13 protein-coding genes are annotated in these 19,908 nt (G+C 43.8%); 10 read left to right on the plus strand and 3 right to left on the minus strand.

Annotation, left to right across the window (positions count from 1 at the left end; all coding sequences use genetic code 11):
- Positions 1-94: 94 nt before the first annotated feature.
- The 7 genes from ACSLP7_RS06180 (at position 95) to ACSLP7_RS06210 (ending at position 9,545) form a co-directional block, all read left to right on the plus strand.
- The gene (locus ACSLP7_RS06180) at positions 95-1,252 is read left to right on the plus strand and encodes a homogentisate 1,2-dioxygenase (RefSeq protein ID WP_435578498.1); all 1,158 of its coding nucleotides are present in this window, start codon (positions 95-97) and stop codon (positions 1,250-1,252) included.
- A 102-nt stretch (positions 1,253-1,354) separates the two neighbouring features.
- Positions 1,355-2,494, plus strand: a complete 1,140-nt coding sequence (gene hppD, locus ACSLP7_RS06185; RefSeq protein ID WP_435578499.1) for a 4-hydroxyphenylpyruvate dioxygenase — start codon at positions 1,355-1,357, stop codon at positions 2,492-2,494.
- Positions 2,495-2,597: 103 nt separating this feature from the next.
- The gene (locus ACSLP7_RS06190; protein ID WP_291182240.1) at positions 2,598-3,371 is read left to right on the plus strand and encodes a DUF3108 domain-containing protein; all 774 of its coding nucleotides are present in this window, start codon (positions 2,598-2,600) and stop codon (positions 3,369-3,371) included.
- 5 nt (positions 3,372-3,376) lie between these two features.
- On the plus strand, positions 3,377-4,342 hold the full coding sequence (locus tag ACSLP7_RS06195) for a tryptophan 2,3-dioxygenase family protein (RefSeq protein ID WP_435578500.1): 966 nt from the start codon (positions 3,377-3,379) through the stop codon (positions 4,340-4,342).
- Entirely contained in the window at positions 4,339-5,562 is a 1,224-nt protein-coding gene (locus ACSLP7_RS06200) for a peptidoglycan DD-metalloendopeptidase family protein (protein WP_435578501.1), read from the plus strand. The genes ACSLP7_RS06195 and ACSLP7_RS06200 overlap by 4 nt, the downstream gene beginning before the upstream one ends.
- Before the next feature lie 173 nt (positions 5,563-5,735).
- Positions 5,736-8,987: a TonB-dependent receptor gene (locus ACSLP7_RS06205; protein WP_435578502.1), complete on the plus strand. Its 3,252-nt coding sequence runs from the start codon at positions 5,736-5,738 to the stop codon at positions 8,985-8,987.
- 114 nt (positions 8,988-9,101) lie between these two features.
- Positions 9,102-9,545 (plus strand): hypothetical protein, encoded by a 444-nt coding sequence (locus ACSLP7_RS06210; RefSeq protein ID WP_435578503.1) that lies wholly within the window; start codon positions 9,102-9,104, stop codon positions 9,543-9,545.
- Between the two features lie 803 nt (positions 9,546-10,348).
- On the opposite strand, the gene ACSLP7_RS06215 is transcribed toward ACSLP7_RS06210, so the two are convergent.
- On the minus strand, positions 10,349-11,401 hold the full coding sequence (locus tag ACSLP7_RS06215) for an endonuclease/exonuclease/phosphatase family protein (RefSeq protein ID WP_435578504.1): 1,053 nt from the start codon (positions 11,399-11,401) through the stop codon (positions 10,349-10,351).
- A 133-nt stretch (positions 11,402-11,534) separates the two neighbouring features.
- Here ACSLP7_RS06215 and ACSLP7_RS06220 point away from each other — a divergent pair, with 133 nt between their 5' ends.
- The 3 genes from ACSLP7_RS06220 (at position 11,535) to ACSLP7_RS06230 (ending at position 16,942) form a co-directional block, all read left to right on the plus strand.
- On the plus strand, positions 11,535-14,393 hold the full coding sequence (locus tag ACSLP7_RS06220; RefSeq protein WP_435578505.1) for a carboxypeptidase-like regulatory domain-containing protein: 2,859 nt from the start codon (positions 11,535-11,537) through the stop codon (positions 14,391-14,393).
- A gap of 29 nt (positions 14,394-14,422) precedes the next feature.
- A complete protein-coding gene (locus ACSLP7_RS06225; protein ID WP_435578506.1) occupies positions 14,423-15,856 on the plus strand; it encodes a DUF5689 domain-containing protein in 1,434 nt (477 codons plus the stop codon).
- 126 nt (positions 15,857-15,982) lie between these two features.
- Positions 15,983-16,942 carry a T9SS type A sorting domain-containing protein gene (locus ACSLP7_RS06230; RefSeq protein WP_435578507.1) on the plus strand — a complete coding sequence of 320 codons (960 nt, stop codon included), beginning with the start codon at positions 15,983-15,985 and terminating at the stop codon, positions 16,940-16,942.
- A gap of 76 nt (positions 16,943-17,018) precedes the next feature.
- Here the strand turns inward: ACSLP7_RS06230 and ACSLP7_RS06235 are convergent, their stop codons facing one another.
- Both ACSLP7_RS06235 and ACSLP7_RS06240 read right to left on the minus strand, forming a co-directional pair.
- Complete coding sequence (locus tag ACSLP7_RS06235) at positions 17,019-18,890, minus strand: OmpA family protein (protein WP_435578508.1); 1,872 nt, start codon at positions 18,888-18,890, stop codon at positions 17,019-17,021.
- Between the two features lie 18 nt (positions 18,891-18,908).
- The gene (locus tag ACSLP7_RS06240; RefSeq protein WP_291182251.1) at positions 18,909-19,823 is read right to left on the minus strand and encodes a PorP/SprF family type IX secretion system membrane protein; all 915 of its coding nucleotides are present in this window, start codon (positions 19,821-19,823) and stop codon (positions 18,909-18,911) included.
- Positions 19,824-19,908: the final 85 nt, after the last annotated feature.

A 19,908-nucleotide genomic window follows, 5' to 3' on the forward strand; every position in this document is an offset into this window, starting at 1 on the left:
GCTACGAGACAGGCTCAAGCGCAATCCGGAATAAGGAATTGTACGGCCCGCAGGAGTATAGCCTGACTATTTACTAACGTAACAATTCAAACAGATGCCTTTTTATCATTCTTTAGGGAAGATCCCACATAAGCGACACACCCAGTTTCGCAAACCAGACGGCACGCTTTATGCCGAACAGCTCTTTGGTACCATTGGCTTTGACGGAATGTCCAGCAATTTGTACCACGAGCACCGACCAACTCAGGTCAAATCCATTGACAAACAATACAGCGTTGCCCCAAAAGTGGCTCGCGAGAATAATATGCAATCTTTGCGTTTGCACGGTTTCAAGGTGCCGCCAACCGCGGACTATTTGGAAAGCCGTAAAATCATTTTGACCAACAGCGATTGCAACATCATCTTGGCGGCTCCAACGGAGTCTCAAAAAGATTATTTCTACAAGAATACTGATGCCGATGAGCTGATCTTCATCCACAGAGGAAGTGGAAAGCTGCGCACCCATATGGGGAATCTCGATTTTAAATACGGAGATTATCTACTCGTACCGCGTGGAATTATCTACAAAATCGAATTTGACACCGATGACAACCGTTTGTTCATTGTAGAATCTTACCGCCCAATTTATACGCCCAAGCGCTATCGCAATTGGTTCGGACAACTTTTAGAACATTCTCCTTTCTGTGAACGCGACATCCGCCGTCCGCAGGAACTGGAAACACACGACCAGAAAGGCGATTTCTTGATCAAGATCAAAAAGCAAAACGACATTTTTGATATGGTCTATGCCACGCATCCTTTTGATGTGGTGGGTTATGACGGATACAACTATCCATACGCCTTTTCTATTCACGATTTTGAACCCATAACGGGACGCATCCACCAGCCGCCTCCAGTGCATCAGACCTTTGAGACGGACGCTTTTGTGGTGTGTTCTTTTGTGCCGAGACTTTACGATTACCATCCGCAGAGCATACCAGCACCCTACAATCACAGTAACATTGACAGTGATGAGGTGCTCTATTATGTAGATGGTGATTTTATGAGCCGAAACGATATAGATGCTGGACACATCTCTTTGCACCCCGCTGGAATTCCTCATGGGCCGCATCCGGGAGCAACAGAGCGCAGTATTGGACAAGTTAAAACAGACGAACTGGCAGTAATGGTCGACACCTTTAAACCTTTAAAGGTGACAGAAGAAGCCATGAAGATCGCAGATAACGATTATTTTAAGTCATGGCTGGAGTAAGACATAAAAACATACTGTCTACGCATTGTAGGGCGATGTGGTAAGGAAAGCTCTTTCTTATCAAGCCTTTATTTATTTACATCACCCTTAAAACTAAAAACAATGATTACAGATAATACATCACAAGCTTTAGAGAAAATTGTACCTCAAGCCGATGACTTTTTACCACTATTAGGAACCGATTTTGTAGAACTATACGTAGGTAACGCCAAGCAGGCTGCCTTTTATTACGAACACGCCTGGGGCTTTACTCCAATTGCCTACAGCGGATTGGAAACCGGAAACAAAGACACTGTGTCTTATGTTTTGCAACAAGATAAAATTCGTTTGGTACTGACCTCGCCGCTAAAACCGGGGGGCCCGATCAACCAGCACATCAACGATCACGGAGATGGCGTAAAGGTTGTTGCCCTTTGGGTAGACGACGCCAAAAAGAGTTTTGAAGAAACGGTAAAGCGCGGTGCAGAACCTTATATGGAGCCTACCACCAGAGAAGATGCCAATGGAAAAGTGGTGCTTTCTGGTATACATACTTATGGAGAGACTGTTCACGTATTTGTGGAGCGCTCTGCCTATGACGGACCATTTTTGCCAGGTTACAAAGCTTGGGACAAGCCAGTGACTGCCAAGAATGTTGGACTCAAGTATATTGACCACATGGTAGGAAATGTTGGTTGGAATGAGATGAACAAATGGTGTGAATTCTATGCCAAAGTGATGGGCTTTGCCCAGTTGGTCTCTTTTGATGACAACGATATTTCTACAGAATACACCGCCTTGATGAGTAAGGTGATGTCTAATGGGAACGGTCGAATTAAATTCCCGATCAACGAACCAGCAGAAGGTCGCAAGAAATCTCAGATCGAGGAATACATTGATTTCTACAACGGTGCCGGAGTTCAGCATATCGCAGTAGCTACAGACAACATTATTGAGACTGTGGGGCAGCTGCGTGACAATGGGGTAGAGTTCCTCTACGTCCCAGAAACCTATTACGATACTGTTTTGGACCGAGTGGGAGAGATAGACGAGGACCTAGAACCGCTTAAGGAATTAGGTGTGCTTATTGACCGAGATGATGAAGGCTATTTGCTGCAGATCTTTACCAAACCCGTTTTGGACCGCCCAACAATGTTCTTTGAGATCATCCAACGCAAAGGAGCCCAATCCTTTGGAAAAGGAAATTTCAAAGCGCTTTTTGAGGCTATTGAACGTGAACAAGAAGCCCGTGGAACCTTATAAAAACGCTAAATAATAGTTAAAGGCGGATTTGCTATCCGCCTTTTTCCTACTTTTTGGAATGGAACTTGTACTCCCCCTATAAAACACATAACGCCCACCTACTATGAAACGCATATTAACCCTAGTCTTACTGCTTGCCGTAAGTGCCAGTATTGCCCAGTCTAAAAAGGCCTATGGCGATGGCGAATGGTTCCGTTTTAGGATACATTACGGCCTGATCACCGCCGGTTATGCTACCCTGGAAGTTGATGAGGAAACCCTCAATGGGAAGTCTGTGTATCATGTCAAAGGGGAAGGGCGCACTACAGGAGTGACCAAGTTATTCTTCAACGTTGAGGATTATTACGAATCCTATATTGATACCGATAAAGACATTCCGTATCGATTCATTAGAAAGATCGATGAAGGCGGACACACCAAGGACATCCAGATCGATTTTGATCACGAGACGAATCAGGCGTTGGTCTTCAATAAAAAACACAACAACAAAGAGACCTTGAGTTTTCCAAAAGATGCTCAAGATATGGTGTCGGCCTTTTACTATTTGCGCAATCGTTTGGATGTGTCTAATATGAAAGAAGGCGATGTGACGGAGATGAATATGTTCTTTGATAAGGAGAACTATAAATTCCGTCTGAAGTTCCTTTACCGAGAAACGCTTAAAACCAAATTTGGAAAAGTACCGTGTATGGTCTTTAGACCTTACGTGCAAGCTGGGCGTGTCTTTAAAGAGAAGGAAAGCCTTACCGTTTGGGTCTCTGATGATGATAATCGTATTCCCGTGCGTATCAAAGCGAGTTTAGCCGTTGGAAATCTCAAAGCTGATCTTGTGGAATTCAAAGGCTTGAAGCACTCGTTTAAATTACAAGTAGATTAACGTCTATGGACGAACAACTAAACCACCAACTGCAGAAATTAGAAGAGAAATTCAAAAACTCCGGACAAGACATGAAGTCTTATCTGGATGGCTTGCTTTACGACCGCTACCTGACCTATTGGGATTATATCCACTTGGACACTTTATTGAGTTTGCAGATACCGCGGACGTATTTTCCAGACGAGGAGATCTTTATTGGCTATCACCAGATCACGGAACTCTACTTTAAGCTCATCATTCACGAACAAAAGCAGATCATTGACGACAAGCTACAGCAGGCGGAATTCTTCACCAAAAAATTGGAACGCATCAACAGATACTTTAGAATTTTGATAGATTCCTTTGATGTGATGATCCGTGGGATGGAAAAGGAGCAGTTCTTAAAGTTCCGAATGTCGCTGCTACCTGCGAGCGGATTTCAATCGGCCCAATACCGCATGATCGAATTCTACAGTACACCTATGGAAAACTTGGTTCATGTTTCGGTTCGCGAGGATTACTCCCAAGCCGATTCCATAGAAGATATGTACGAACAGATCTATTGGAAACGGGGTGCGACAGATATAGAAACCAAAAACAAGACCCTTACCTTAAAACAGTTCGAATTTCGCTACACACCGCGCTTTATTCGAATCATGAATGAGGTCAAAGGACAAACTTTGTATCACAAATATTTAGCCTTACCCGAAGGCGAAAAAAATAACCCAGCCCTGATAAACGAATTGCGAAAATTTGACGTTAACGCTAATGTCAATTGGTTGCTAATGCATATGGGTGCCGCCTTTAGGTATCTGCACAAAGAGGGCAAAACGGTCTTGGCAACCGGAGGAACCAATTGGAAAGATTTTCTTCCACCAAGTTTTCAGAAAATCCATTATTTTCCCAATCTTTGGACTCCCGAAGAGAAGGAGAATTGGGGGCGTGAGTGGGTGACTCATGCTTATAACAGCGCAAAAACCAAACAACATTGAAAAGATTATTGTGGCTGAGCATAGTACTTGGACTGTGCTGGGCTTGTGAAAAGGAAAAACCAGTAGAAGAAGTTGCCACCATCGTAGAGGCTCCCAAGATAGAAGAGGCCTACGGATTCATTCTCAACGATTTTAATGTAGTACGCGATACGGTTCGCAATGGCGATACCTTTGGTGTGATTATGGACAATCACCACGTTCCTGCCGCTAAGGTATACAGTGCCGTGGAAGCTGTGAAGGACAGCTTTGATGTGCGTCGGATCAATTCCGGAAAGCCTTATGTAGTACTCAATTCCAAAGACAGCTTAAACACCGCCCAAGTTTTCATCTATGAAAACAGTAAGATAGAATACACTATTGTAGACTTGCGTGACAGCATTGCCAAGGCCTATCACGGCCGCAAGCCGGTAACAGTAGTTGAAAAGACTGCTTTTGGAGTGATCAATAGCTCCCTTTCGGAGGCTTTGGATGAATCAGGAATCAGTCCGGTAATGACCGACAAACTAGCGAGCATCTACGCCTGGACCATCAACTTCTTTGCCCTGCAAAAAGGAGATCGTTTTAAAGTGGTTTATACCGAACGATTTATCAATGATTCTATTCCTGCGGGAATTGATGAGGTGAAAGCTGCTTATTTTGAACACAAGGGAACTCCACTGCTCGCCTTTAGTTTTGTAGAGAATGACGACCTTGGGTTGGATTATTATGATGAAGAGGCCAACAACTTGCGACGCGCCTTTTTAAAATCCCCCATTCGTTTTAATTACCGCATCTCCAGTAGATACAATCTCAGAAGACGTATTGCCTATTATGGCAATAAAGTTAGGCCACACCGCGGAACAGACTTTGCTGCGCCTGTAGGCACTCCAATCATTGCTACTGCGGATGGAACCGTTACCGAGTCAACACGTCGTGGTGGAAATGGCAAGTTTGTGAAGATCAAACACAACAGTACTTATGAAACCCAATACCTGCACATGAAGGCTCAAAATGTTAAGGTTGGAGACTTTGTGAGACAAGGAGATGTTATCGGTTGGGTTGGCATGACGGGTAATACCGGAGGGCCACACGTTTGCTACCGTTTTTGGAAAAACGGGGAGCAAGTAGATCCTTTTAAACAAGACTTACCCGCCTCTAAGCCTTTGGCAGACTCCCTGAGGCCCCAATACTTCGAATACATCAAGCCATTGAAGGAAAAGCTTGATTGTATAATTTTTTAGGAATTTCTTAAAAAACGGTTAATAATAATCTGATAGTTAATGATTTCTATCAGATTTTCTACGGTATTATGCTGTAACTTAAGAAAGTATCAAAAAGCGCTTATTTAACCTTAAGGTAATGTTAAAAGTGCGCACTTAGTAATACTTTTGTACCAATCAAAATTAACTGTTTTATGAGAAAAATTACTTTCTATTTAACCGTGGCTTGTTTGTTGCTCGGCGCAAGTGCATTTGCGCAAGGGGTAACTACAGGGGGCATGAACGGTCGTGTCCTTGACACCAATGCCGAACCTCTCTTTGGAGCTAATGTGGTTGCTGTCCACACTCCAACAGGGACAACTTACGGTGCGATAACCGATTATGACGGTTTTTATCGTATCTCTAACATGAGAGCAGGTGGTCCTTACACTGTGACTATCTCTTACGTAGGATTTGAAGACTTCAACAGAAACGGAGTGTTCTTGCAACTAGGTAACTCACAAAAAATCAGTGTAAACCTTGCTGAGTCTGCTTCTGCACTTGATGAGGTTGTGATCGTTGCACAGCGAAACAATGTTTTCGATTCTAAGAAAACGGGAACAGCTACCACAGTAACCTCTAGGGACATTGCAACACTACCGGCGGTTACTCGTTCTATCGCTGACTTCGCTCGTGTTACTCCGCAAGCACAGCTTACGGAAGGAAACGACGGATTCTCTATCTCTCTTGCTGGTCAGAACAACCGTTACAACGCGATCTATATTGATGGTGCTGTAAACAACGACGTTTTTGGTCTTGCAGGATCAGGTACTAACGGAGGTCAAACTGGAGTTAACCCATTCTCTGTGGATGCGGTTGAATCTTTCCAGATCAACATTGCTCCGTTTGATGTACGTCAATCTGGTTTCTCCGGAGGTTCCATCAACGCCATTACGCGTTCAGGTACCAATGAAGTTCAAGGATCTGCTTACTTCTACCTACGTAACCAAAGCCTAGCTGGAAAAACTCCAACGGGTCTAGTAGAAGAAGGTGAAGCTCGTGAAAGCCTTGACGATTTCTCTGCTCAGCTTTACGGAGTTCGTGTGGGTGGTCCAATCATCAAGGACAAATTGTTCTACTTCATCAACTATGAGCGTCAGGATGAGGAAACTCCTCAACCATTCAACTTCAGCCAGTATGAAGGACGTTCTTCTTTGGAAGACTTGAACGGTTTGGTAAACTTCTTGCGTTCTACTTACGGGTATGACCCAGGAATCTTTGACGCTAACACGCGTACCTTGACTTCTGACAAGATTACTGCTAAGTTAGACTACAACTTGAACAACGCGAATAAGTTTACCTTGCGTCACTCTTACGTGAAGGCAGACAACTTGGAAGCACGAAACTCAAACCCATTCCGTATCGGATTCATCAACGGTTCTGAGGAGTTCATTACTACGACTAACTCTACCGCTTTTGAGTGGCGTTATTCTGGAACCAGCGTAGCGAACAACTTGGTTATTGGTTACACCACTGTACGTGATGACCGCGATCCTTCTGGTAATCCATTCCCAACTGTAGACATTCAGGATGGAAACGGAACTATCTCTTTTGGATCTGAGCCATTCTCTACTGCGAACTTGTTGAACACAGATGTATTTACCATCAACAACAACTTCGAGATCTATTCAGGGCGTCACACCATTACCTTGGGTGCGAACTTTGAATACGCTAAAGTGAAGAACTTGTTCTTCGCCTTTAACTTTGGTGACTATACTTTTGAAGACGAGTTTGATGACAACGGAGTGCTAATCTCTAGTGGATTGGAGCGTTTCTTGACTGGTCAGCAAGCTGATGTATACCAGCACGGATATTCCCTATTGGGTAACGGTGCTGTAGGTGATGATTCTGCAGGTGCTGCTGAATTCTCAGCTTCTCAGCTAGGATTCTACGCTCAAGACGATTTCCAAGCAACTGATAACTTGAAAGTGACTTTCGGTCTTCGTGTTGATGTTCCTTACTGGGAAGATGGATTGGCTAATGATGACTTTAACAACCGTACCATTCCATTATTGGAAGCGGCTGGAAAAGATCTTCAAGGAGCTCGTGTAGGGCAGACCATTCGCGCTAACCCATTGTTTGCTCCACGTCTTGGATTCAACTGGGATGTAAACGGAGAAAGCAAAACTCAGGTTCGTGGTGGTATTGGAGTATTTACTTCAAGACTTCCATTGGTATGGCCAGGTGGAACTTACAACAACAACGGTATCACGGGTGGATTTAACTTTGAGTTTGGACAAGACTTTGAGCCAGACGTAAACAACCAGTTTGAAGATCCAGCTCCAGGTTCTGGAGGTGTTGGTGGAAACATTGACCTTATTGCTGAGAACTTCAAGTTGCCACAGGTAATGAAGTACAACATCGCAGTAGATCAAAAGCTTCCTTTCTGGGGACTTATCGCAACTGCTGATTTCTTGTATACTGATGTAATTAGTGACATTCTTTATCAGAACCTAAACCTTAAAGGCCCATCTGGTGCTTTGAACGGAGCTGATAACCGTCCTACTTACGATCGTCGTGATGAGATCGATGATACTTACGGACGTATCATCCTAGCTTCTAACACGAGTCTTGGACACGCTTATAACGTTACTGCGACTATCCGCAAGCCGTTTGAGAATGGATTCCAAGGGCAAGTATCTTGGTCTTATGGAGATTCCTTTAAAGTATTTGATGGAACTTCTTCTCAAAACTCTTCTCAGTGGAGAAACCGTCAGACTGTAAACGGAAAGAACGCAGACCTAACAGTTGATGCTCGTTCTGATTTCTCTTTAGGACACCGTATCACATCTAACGCTTCTTATGAGATCTCTTGGAATGAGAACGTGAAGACTACTATTGGATTCTTCTACGAAGGTGTTCAAGGGAACCCATTCAGCTATACTTACCGTGAAGGACGTGACTTATTGAATGATGACTCACGTGACAACGCGCTTATCTATGTACCTGCTAACCAAGGTGAGATCAACCTAGTTGATCAATCTGCAGACGGAGGTCTTACAAGTGCTGAGCAGTGGGCTGCTCTTGATGCGTTCATTGAAGGTGATGACTACCTGCGTTCACGTAGAGGTCAGTACGCTGAGCGTAACGGAGACCGCGGACCATGGAGCCACGTTATTGACTTCAAATTGTTGCAAGACTTTAGCTTGAAGATCGGACAAACAAAGCACACCTTCCAGGCGTCTTTGGATATCTTCAACTTCACCAACTTGTTGAACAAAGACTGGGGTCAGCGTAACTTCATACCAGGAAACGTTGGATTGTTAACTACAGTAACTGCAGGACCAGATCCAGCCTTTACTTTCGATCCTACTCAGTTTGACGAAGGAGTTCGTGTAATTGATGACTTCGGATTGCAATCTTCAAGATGGCAAATGCAGCTTGGATTGCGTTACCTATTCAACTAATCGGGATAGGTTAAGCAATACAGCTTAAACAAATAGTTAGCCCTGCAGTAGAACACCGTTCACTGCAGGGTTATTTTTTATGTCTTACCTTTGTGTAAACAACTTCAATAAACCATGTACACCACCCTTCAGTTTTTACATTCGTATTGGGCCTATTTAGTAGTTCTTGTAGTCTTTTTAGCAACTTTTAATGCCCTACTCGGTTTTTTTAGCAAACGTGATTACGGCGCCAAGGACTTTAGAATCTCTCTGTTTGCTTTGATCGTTACCCACATTCAACTCTTGATCGGTTTGGTGCTTTATTTCGTTTCTCCTTTAGGTTTGAAGTCTATCAGCGCTAACGGTATGGGAACCGTGATGAAAGACTCTGTATTGCGCTTAAATGCAGTGGAGCATCCAACGGTAATGTTGATTGTAGTTGCCTTAATCACAATCGGATATTCAAAGCACAAAAAGAAATTGGTCTCCAGACCCAAGTTTAAGACTTTGATGATCTTTTACACCCTTGCTTTTGTACTGCTATTGAGCCGTATTCCTTGGGGGCAGTGGTTTGACTAACTTTTTGGCGCATGCTGCTGCGCAGCACCGGGCTTTCCACACTACGTGGTAGTTTGTTGCAATCCCTTGCGCATGGAGTGATAAATAGTTTTGAAGCTAGTCACGGCATACAAAGCTAGGTCATTTCACCTTTTTCTCTTTCTTTTTTGCATTGCCCAAAAAAGAAACAAAAAACTCTAGCCTTTCCCGAACATGATTTTTCTCGCTTGCATTATGTAGAATTTATGCAAGCTCAAAAACCGAATTTTTCGGCTAAAAACGGTCCAAGGCTTCCCGTTTTCTTAACGCCTTACAATTACTATCAAGCGGTGCCGGCGTTATTATAGTTTGTGTTGATGCTTTACTTGCCCCTTCTGCGCAGCGTCTGTAGGTGAGCAAAGATCGGTTAGATAGTAGCAACCTAGTTGCTACTTCAGATTTTGCGAACGGTTTTACGCGTAGATTACAATGAGTTAAGAAATCGGAGCGTAAAAACAGACTTTGAAGGGGCTAGACCTTTTGGTCACTTTTGCGGCAATGGGAAAAGTGACATAAAAAAAGGTTTTCGGAACTCACCGAGAAAATCAAAGCCTCGCTCGGAGTCGCGACTATATATCTAAAGTTTGTTTAAAAATCGGTTAAACCTGCCTTCGCGCACGTTTATTTCTGCGATTGCGGTGATACCGTCCCTTTCTGGTAAAGAAGGTCACAAAGCCCCAAATTAGGCAAATCGCCCCAATGAGTAGAAAGATCTCTTGAGCTTCTGATGGAATATTCATACCTATAAGGTACGAAATCTTCTATGAATAAGGAGCTAAGTGGCTCTAATTCATCTCCTTAATCAAATAGACTAGAACAGGAAAGTGATCGGAATATCCACCGGTAAAACCTCCGTTGGCAAAAGAGCGGTACGGATAACCTTTATAACGTCCTCTTGGGTTAGAGAGGTAGGCTTTGTTATAAATCTCGGCCTTGTAGTAGCGGTAGCTGCTGTAGTCCTCTTCTAAAAGCGCATCAGAAAGAATGATCTGATCAAAAAGGTTCCAACCGTCGCGATAGGCTAAGGTTCCTAAGCCTTTTTTGAACATGGCTTCCATAGGGTTGTACAGTTCTTTTGGCCCAACCTTGTCTCGGTCTGCTTTGGCACCTAAGGCCTTCTTGACACTTTTGTTGGTTGGATCGTCATTGAGGTCACCCATTGTGATGATCTTTGCGTATGGGTCTGCACTGTGCAAAGAGTCTATAATACTTTTGTTGAGCTCGGCAGCTTGCACACGCTTGTAACGGCTGCGCGCCTCTCCACCAGATCTAGATGGCCAGTGGTTTACAATAACGTGGATCAAATCGCCATCAAGCATTCCAGAAACCACCAATTGATCTCTTGTGTAGACGCGTTTATCACGATCCTCATTATCATAGATCAGTAGTGGAATCGCCTCGTAGTTTGTAGGAGTAAATAAGGCCTTTTGATACAGCAGTGCCACATCGATCCCACGACGGTCCGGAGAATCAAACTGAATGATACCGTAATCATAAGGCAACAACTCTGGCTGGTTTACCAAGTCTTCCAAAACCTTGCGGTTTTCGGTTTCCGCCACACCAATTAGTGCTGGAGCGGTACCCGTAACATCACGACCCACATCGGCAATAACCTTAGCCATATTGGCCAATTTAGCGGCGTAAATCTCTTCGGTCCAGTGGTCGCGTCCCTCTGGCGTACGGTCGTCGTCATAAGTGATCGGGTCATCTTCCGTATCAAATAGGTTTTCTACGTTATAAAAGGCAATAGTATTAACCTTATATGATTTCTGTCCCTGAGCCACCATAGCTGTGGTAATCAAGCAAATAAGGCCAAAGACAATAGATCTGAATTTCATCCTGTGCTGCAATATTATGTTTGTGTAAAGGGCTAAACAAAAGCCGAGCCAAAAGTAGTTATTCTCAGCAAAAGACGTAGTTTTGTGCGCTATTAATTAACTATTTAATAATTCAATTCAACTACTTAACAGCATGAAGAAATTCTTTGCCAGCCTGTGTCTTGTTTTGATCTGCGGATTTGCTGCAGCACAGACACAAGTAACAGGTGTTGTTGTTGATACCGATTCCAGTGAGCCAATTGAAGAAGCTCGACTTCTTATTAAGGGAACCACACTGGGAGACCTCACCGATGAGACCGGTAGTTTTCAGATCGACGATCCGAACCTGCCGCTTGGGGAACAAGTCTTAGTGGTATCAAAGAAAGGGTATATTACCCAGCAACTGCCCATCACAATTCAAAGTGGGCAAACCGTAAACATCGATCGTATTTTGATGGAGATTGACCTCACTGAGGTGGAAGCGCAAATTGGGATCATCAGTCTTTCTGATAACCAATTGGATGATGAAAGCAGCTCTGCTTACAACATCTCTGGGCTACTCCAAGCATCAAACGACGTGTTTTTGAACGCAGCAGCCTTTGATTTTAGTGCCACTTTCTTTAGACCTCGCGGCTATGATAACGCCAACGGGAAGGTTCTTATCAACGGTATTGAAATGAACAAACAATTCAACGGACGCCCACAGTGGTCTAACTGGGGAGGTCTTAATGACGCTCAGCGTAACCGTGAGTTTACCATGGGAATCAAAGCCAACGAATACCAATTTGGTGACTTGGCTGGGGTGAACAACATTGTAATGCGCGCCAGCCAATACAGACAAGGTGGACGTGTGTCTTACGCCATGGCAAATAGATCATATGCCGGTCGTATCATGGGATCCTACAACAGTGGGGTGAACCAGAACGGTTGGGCATACAGTATTTTGTTGTCGCGTCGTTTTGGAGATGAAGGATACATCCACGGTACTTTTTATGATGCCAATTCCTTCTTTGCATCCGTAGAGAAAAAGATCAACGACAACCACAGCTTGAACTTCTCAGCGCTTTATACGCCAAACCGCAGAGGACGTTCAGCCCCAGTGACTCGTGAGATTCGCGACCTTAAAGGAATTCGTTACAACCCAAACTGGGGAGATCAAGACGGAGAGCGTCGCAACAGTCGTGTTCGTGATATCGAAGAGCCGGTGATCATGTTGAACCACTACTGGAACATCGGGGAGAACACTACTTTGAACACTAACGTAGCCTATCAGTTTGGAAAGATCGGAAACAGCCGTATCGACAACGGAGGTACACGTTTGGTAGAATTCAATGGGCAAGAGGCTTACTTAGGTGGAGCGCGTAACCCTAACGCAGACTACTACCAAAACTTGCCGAGCTTCTTCTTGCAAGATGCAAGCCCTACAGCACAGGATTATCAAAACGCCTTTTTGGCTCGTCAGAGTTTTGTGAATGGCGGTCAATTGGACTGGACAGCGCTTTATCGCGCAAATGAGATCTCCGTGGCTAATGGTGGAAACGCCATCTACGTATTGCAGGAAGATCGCACAGACGATACGCAGTTTACTGCAAATACTATTTTAAGCACACAGCTTACAGAGAACATCACCCTTAACGGATCTTTGAACTACCGTAACCTAAAGAGTGAGAACTTCGCAGAGGTAAAGGACCTTTTAGGTGCTAACGGATACTTAGATGTTGACTTCTTTGCAGGAGATGATTCTAACACAGACATCGGGCTTAGAGCGCAGTCAGACTTAGGAAATCCAAACCGTTTAGCGGGTCTTGGAGATCGTTATAAGTACAACTATGAGATCAATGCTGATGTGATCACTGGATTTGCTCAAGCACAGTTTAAGTACAATAAGGTAGACTTCTTTGTGGGAGCTAATATCGGTTCTACCAGCTACCAACGTACCGGACTTTTTGAAAACGGGAACTACCCTGGGGCTAGTTCTTTAGGAGACAGTGAAAAAGTGAACTTTAATACTTACGGTATTAAAGGAGGATTGACTTATAAAGTTACCGGACGTCACTTGATCGACTTTAACGGAGCTTATTTCACCAACGCGCCAAGCATCAGAAATACTTTTGCTAACGCTCGTCAGAACAACATCATCTCAGATGGAATTGAAGAGGTGAAGATCCAAACTGCTGACTTGAGCTATATCTATCGCTCGCCGATCGTAAAAGGACGTATTACTGGATTCTACACACAAGTACAAGACGGATCGGACATCGGATTCTTCTTTACCGAGAACCAATTTGGAGCGACTTCCTCTGCCTTTACGCAAGAAGTTACTACCGGAATTGATCAACGTCACTTGGGTGTTGAACTTGGAGTTGAAGCCCAGCTTACTCCAACAGTAAAGGTTAAGGCTGCTGCTTCAGTGGGTCAGTACATCTTTACCAACAATCCAAACGTGTCTTACTACAGTGATGACTTTATTGATCCTTCAACAGGATTGCCATCTTTGGAGCCATTCACCATTGGAGATGGAACAGCAAAGCTTGAGAACTACCACGTAGCGGGTGGTCCAGAACGTGCATACCAGATCGGTTTTGAGTACCGTGATCCAGATTTCTGGTGGGTAGGATTGACAACCAACTACTTTAGCAATGCTTATGTAGATGCCAGTACGCTTCGTAGAACAGACGCCTTTACTCAGGATGTTGACGGTTTGACCTTCAACGATTACGATCCTGAAGTAGCACGCGGTTTGTTGCAACAAGAGCAGCTGGACGATTACTTCCTAGTAAATGTAGTAGGAGGTAAATCTTGGAAAATCGGAGACTATTTTGTTGGGTTCTTTGCAACAATCAACAACGTCTTGGACCAGGAATACATCACTGGTGGATTTGAGCAATCTCGATTGGCCAACTACCGCGATGTATTAGACGATCAGAACAATGCAGGAGGTCCTGTATTCGGGAACCGTTACTTCTTTGGTAATGGGACAACATACTATCTCAACTTATATTTACGATTTTAATAGCTTTTAAAAAATTAATCATGAAAATCATGAATCTATATAAACTAATGGCCGTGCTACTTTTTGTAGCCGTAGGATTCTCCTGTGTTCAGGACGATGAATTTGACCTGCCGAACACCTCCATTGATATTGTTGAGGTAGACGGAACTGTAATTACTTTGGATGCCCTTAGAGGTATCTTTGAACAAGCTGTTGCTGATGGCGATAGCGAAGTGACTTTTGATGCCGATGACAACTTGGTTGTAGAAGGATATGTAGTATCTAGCGACGAAGGAGGAAACTGGTTTGAGGAAATTGTTATTCAAGACAAAGCTGAAAACCCAACTACTGGTGTGAAAGTATTGGTAGATGTGAACCCACTATTTACTCGTTTTGAAAAAGGACGTAAGATCTTAGTGAAGCTAGACGGATTGACTCTAGCAGTAACTAATGGAGTTCTAGGACTTGGATTGGGTGGAGGAGACTTCATCGACAAATTGCCTCCATCGGTATTGGTAGGTGAGGGATCTGATGAGAACTTGTGGAGAATCTTCAGAACTGAAGAGGTTGCCACTATCGTTCCTCGTGAGACTACTTTGGCTGAGATCAGCGCTTCTGGTGATGACTCTGCTTTAGAGAACGTATACATCCGCATTAGCGATGTACAGTTCAACAGAAACGATGTATTGGGTGATAACCCATTGACCTTTGCTGCGGAGCCGACAGATGAGTTTGACGGAGACCGTACCCTAGAAGGTTGTGAAGGCGGTTCTATCATTGTACAAACGTCTACTTTCGCGGACTTTAAAGCACTATTGTTGCCAAATGGACGTGGAGCTATTGACGGGATTCTTTCTCGTGACTTCTTTGATGATTTCTATACCCTAGTGATCAACGAGCCAGCTGACGTTGCCTTTGGTGATGTGTCTGAGCGTTGTGATCCTGATTTCACAGCGTGTACTGGTCCTTCAGGAGGTGGTTCTGCTTTCTTTAGCGAGGACTTTGAAGGTATCGGAAGTCTTGCTGATCTAGTAGCTGCTGGATGGACTAACGTAAACACTGTTGGTGGAAGCACCGAGTGGGTATTGGGTACTTTTAGCGGAAACAACTACGCACAGATCACTGCATTCTCTTCTGGAGAAGACACTATTGAGTCTTGGTTAGTAACTCCTGGAATTGACATGGATGGAACTACTGCAGAAGAATTGATGTTTGACGTTCAAGCCAACTTTGACAACGGTACTGTGTTGACCGTATTGTTCTCAAATAACTTTACTGGAGACCCAACTACAGCAGACTGGAACCTTTTGGATGCTTCAATCCCAGTTGGTCCTTCTGGTGGATTCGGAAGCTTTGAAGCTGTTGGTCCTGTAAACGTATCTTGTTTAGAAGGAACTGTACACTTTGCATTCTTGTACACCGGATCTGAATCTGGAGCTTCAACCCGTTACCACGTAGATAACGTAGAAGTGACTGGAATCTAAGAACGATTTTATTTGCAATTGAGAACCCGCCTGGAAACAGGCGGGTTTTTTGTTTTAAACCTTTTAGAATTCTGGGAGTCAACTATATATCTATAGAATCACTAAATTTGAAAAAACCATCCTACCATGAAAAAGATAAGCCCCATCTTTTTATTGCTCCTTTTAAGCGTCAGTCTAAGTGCCCAAGATCATACGGGAGTTTCATACGGTCCAGAAGACCGTCAGTTTCTAGATATTTGGATTGCTCCATCGAGCGCACCTACTCCAGTATTTATCTATGCACATCCAAACGGCGGCACTACAGACTTGCCAAGCTCCATTACGGACGATCTAAAAGACGTTGGAATCTCTGTGGTCTCTTGGGAGTCAATTACAAGCTTGACTTCCATAGAAGACGTAGAAACTACTTGGGCAGATGCTGAACTCATGTTCGAATGGTTAGAAGCCAATGCCGATACCTACAACTTTGACTTGACCAATATGATTATTGGAGGGTCCTCTAGAGGAACCATAGTGAGTTGGATCTATGGGCATCGTCCCAATCCCAATGTAAAAGGTTTGTACATGTATAATGCTTTACCAGATGGAATTTGGGCAGATCCTTCATGGTGGTTACCAACCGATGAGGTCACTATAGATTCTCCACCTATATTTTTTGTCTATCGCTTTGAGCCTGGGACTGACGATATCCACGATCCAGAGAATGGAATTATCATTACTGAAGCTTATGACGCTTTGGGAATTGGAGATCGACACACCTTGGTGCACAGTATTGAATATTCAGGAAATACAGATCGCTTCCAGTTTTTGGTTGACTTTGCACTGTCGGTGATAACTCCATTGAGTGTGGAAGAGCAAGAGTTGGGCAGAATCACTTTGTATCCGAATCCTGTCGTAGAGACTTTAAATTTTGAAACCACGGCAAATTATCAATCCCTAAGAATTTATTCTGTCATGGGGCAATTGTTCCTTAGTAGCAACTATAAAGGCCAATTAGATGTCTCAGGCTTCGCTGCAGGAACTTATATTGTTGAGTTGCGTGATGATCAAGGTCGACTTCATCGCGATCGATTTATCAAGTATTAAAAAACCCTCCAAAGCTTGTCGCAAGGGAGGGTTCATTGGTTGGTTAGTTATTGTCTTTTTCGAGCAACTCCTAGTTTTATTTCTTTACGATGATAAAGTCTGAGCGGCGGTTTTGTTGGTGCTGCTCATCTGTACATCCACCAGAGCAGTCTACTAAAGGATCGCTCTTGCCTTTTCCCATTCCGCTAATGCGGCTTGCGTCAATTCCTTGAGAGATCACATATTGTACAGTAGATTGTGCTCTGCGCTCAGAAAGCTGCATATTGTATCGGTTTCCACCGCGGCTGTCTGTGTGACTTTCTACGCGGATCACCATTTCAGGATACTTCTTCATTACTTGAACTAATTTGTCCAATTCAAAAGCAGCCTGTGGCTTGATGTTCGCTTTATCAAAGTCAAAGAAGATTGGTTCTAGAACCACGCGGTCTTCTTGAATGATTTCTTCAATTGGGTTAAGTGCAATGCGCACCTCGTATGGTCCGTTCTCTGAAGAGCTTGCCATAGCAGTTCCGCTTTCATAATCAGCTTTTTCTGCAGTTAGGGAGTAGTTCATATCGCACTCGCCCATAAACTCAACCTTACCGTTTCCGTCGGTCATCTTAGACCCTAAACGGTTGCGGCTCGCATCAAAGATGTCAACTTTAGCATCAGCAAGTGGCGCTCCAGTATCTCCATCCACAACAGTGATCATCATGTTCACGTCACATGGAGGAATACCAGCAACTTGGTAGATGTCATCGCTTCCTTTACCGCCTTCACGGTCAGAGGAAACAAATCCGCTCATGCTAGCTTCGTCATACATGAAGGCAAAGTCATCTCCACCACTGTTTACAGGAACTCCCATATTGGTGATCTTTCCGCCTTCAGCTTTGAATACATCCAAACCTCCAATTCCTGGGTGACCATCACTTGAGAAGAATAGTGTTCCAGAATCAGCAATGTGTGGAAATACTTCTTTTCCTTCAGTGTTTACTGCCTCAACGTTTTGAGGAGATCCGTAGGTTCCATCAGCATTAACACTTACCATATAAATGTCAGCCATTCCTTTTCCGCCTGGCATGTCAGACACAAAATAAAGCGTCTTTCCGTCTTTGCTCAAGCAAGGATGACCTGTAGAATACTCGCTGCTGTTGAAAGGAAGTGGCTTCACATCAACCCACTTTCCATTTACCAACTCAGCGGTATAAAGATTCAGCTGGTTTACACCATCTTCGTCTTTTTGATACTTTCCTTTAAAGTAGTTGTTACGATCAAAGTAGATGCGTTTTCCATCCGCGGAGAAAGCAACAGTTCCTTCGTGAAACTTGGTGTTCACATCTCCAGGGATCAATTCCGCAGAACCAATAGTTCCATCAGTCCAGTTAGCCGCATAAACATCTAAGAACGGTTGATCGTTCCATCCGTAATCTCTGCGCTTTGTATTACGTGCAGAAGAGAAATACATGGTGTTTCCACTCATGGTTCCACCAAATTCAGAGAATTCTGAGTTGATGTCTCCTGCATTTTCCACAGTAAATTGTGGCGTGTTGTTCAAAAGACCAGGAATGTAATCCGGGTTTTTCATGAATTCCTGAGCACGCTTATCTCTAGGCTTCATTCCGGCAAACTTCTTCATGATATCATTAGATCCAGAGAAGTCTCCATTGGCTTTCAAACTCTGTGCGTAATTGTATACAGATTCTGCATCTACATTGCTATCAGTCATGATGCGCTTGTAATAGGTAGCAGCTTTTTCAGTGTCGTTAATATTGTAGTAACTATTGGCCAAGCGCTCGTAAACATAAGAGTCGGCTTTTCCACGAGCAATTAGACGCTCATAGTCTTCAATAGCTTCGGTATACTCCAAGCGGTCGTAGTGCTTGTCTGCCGCCTTGGTGTCTCTGTTCTGAGCAGTCAAGGTGGCCGTGCTTACCGTAAGTGCGAATATAAAGAGGTATATTTTTTTCATGTTCTTCGAAGAATAGGATTAGAAATATCTAGGCGACTTGAGCACGCGCTTGTTGAGGAAGATATCAAAGGTTAGAATGATTTCGTGCGATGCGCTGGTAACCACATCCAGGTCAGAAACTACGCTGTCATAAGCGTAACCAATTCTGAAGTTAGGAGTAGCTTGGAAACCGACAAGACCACTGAAAGAGTCGTCTAAACGGTAAGAAGCACCCAGCTCGAATTTTTCGTAGAACAGTGCGTTGAGGTTCGCATCAAAAGATAAGGGAGCATCAAAAGCCCCTTTAACTAAAACGTGTGGCTTAAGCTTTACGTTTTGAGAAAGATCAAATACATATCCTGTCGCGGCAAAGAAGTGATTGGTCTCAGAACCGTACTTCAATCCGTTTTCATCTAAGTGTACCGAGTTTAACAAGTTCGGTACAGAAACAGATAGGTAGAATTTATCGGTGTAAAAGAATGCACCCGCACCAATATTCGGGTAGGTACTGTTGATGTCTTGAGAGAAGAATGGATCTCCAGGATCAGTCAACAATAGGGTAGACAAGGCCACATCGTGAAAAGTAGCACCCGCCTTAAGACCTAAGGCCAACTTCGCATTGTCACTCACCTGCAAGGTGTATGAGAAATCCACGAATACGTTAGTTTCCTGAACCGGTCCTAATTCGTCTTTAATGGCAGAAAGCCCTAAACCAGTCTTCTCGCCTATGGGAGCATGACCAGAAAATGTGATGGTTTCAGGAGCCCCGTCAAAACCAGACCATTGTCTGCGGTAGAGCGCCGTCATCGAAAGGGATTCTTTAGACCCGGCATAGGCAGGGTTTATCACATTCATATTATACATGTACTGGGTGTACTGAGGATCTTGCTGTGCGTCAGCATCCTGTAAACCAAGAACACAAAATACGAGAAGTAGCGTGTAGAGTTTTTTCATTCTTGTTTAGTTATATCAATGCAAAATTTTGATGTTTCACGCTTGGTTTTTTAAGCCTCAAGCGGCTTTAGTGGCTGTGACGCCT

Origin of the sequence: Gilvibacter sp., from assembly GCF_965601605.1 — a bacterium.
GTDB lineage: Bacteria > Bacteroidota > Bacteroidia > Flavobacteriales > Flavobacteriaceae > Gilvibacter.

Coding starts and splice junctions, on each gene's coding strand:
- ACSLP7_RS06180 (WP_435578498.1), top strand. CDS start 95: ATGCCTTTTTATCATTCTTTAGGGAAGATCCCACATAAGCGACACACC.
- hppD (WP_435578499.1), top strand. CDS start 1,355: ATGATTACAGATAATACATCACAAGCTTTAGAGAAAATTGTACCTCAA.
- ACSLP7_RS06190 (WP_291182240.1), top strand. CDS start 2,598: ATGAAACGCATATTAACCCTAGTCTTACTGCTTGCCGTAAGTGCCAGT.
- ACSLP7_RS06195 (WP_435578500.1), top strand. CDS start 3,377: ATGGACGAACAACTAAACCACCAACTGCAGAAATTAGAAGAGAAATTC.
- ACSLP7_RS06205 (WP_435578502.1), top strand. CDS start 5,736: ATGAGAAAAATTACTTTCTATTTAACCGTGGCTTGTTTGTTGCTCGGC.
- ACSLP7_RS06210 (WP_435578503.1), top strand. CDS start 9,102: ATGTACACCACCCTTCAGTTTTTACATTCGTATTGGGCCTATTTAGTA.
- ACSLP7_RS06215 (WP_435578504.1), bottom strand. CDS start 11,401: ATGAAATTCAGATCTATTGTCTTTGGCCTTATTTGCTTGATTACCACA.
- ACSLP7_RS06220 (WP_435578505.1), top strand. CDS start 11,535: ATGAAGAAATTCTTTGCCAGCCTGTGTCTTGTTTTGATCTGCGGATTT.
- ACSLP7_RS06225 (WP_435578506.1), top strand. CDS start 14,423: ATGAATCTATATAAACTAATGGCCGTGCTACTTTTTGTAGCCGTAGGA.
- ACSLP7_RS06230 (WP_435578507.1), top strand. CDS start 15,983: ATGAAAAAGATAAGCCCCATCTTTTTATTGCTCCTTTTAAGCGTCAGT.
- ACSLP7_RS06235 (WP_435578508.1), bottom strand. CDS start 18,890: ATGAAAAAAATATACCTCTTTATATTCGCACTTACGGTAAGCACGGCC.
- ACSLP7_RS06240 (WP_291182251.1), bottom strand. CDS start 19,823: ATGAAAAAACTCTACACGCTACTTCTCGTATTTTGTGTTCTTGGTTTA.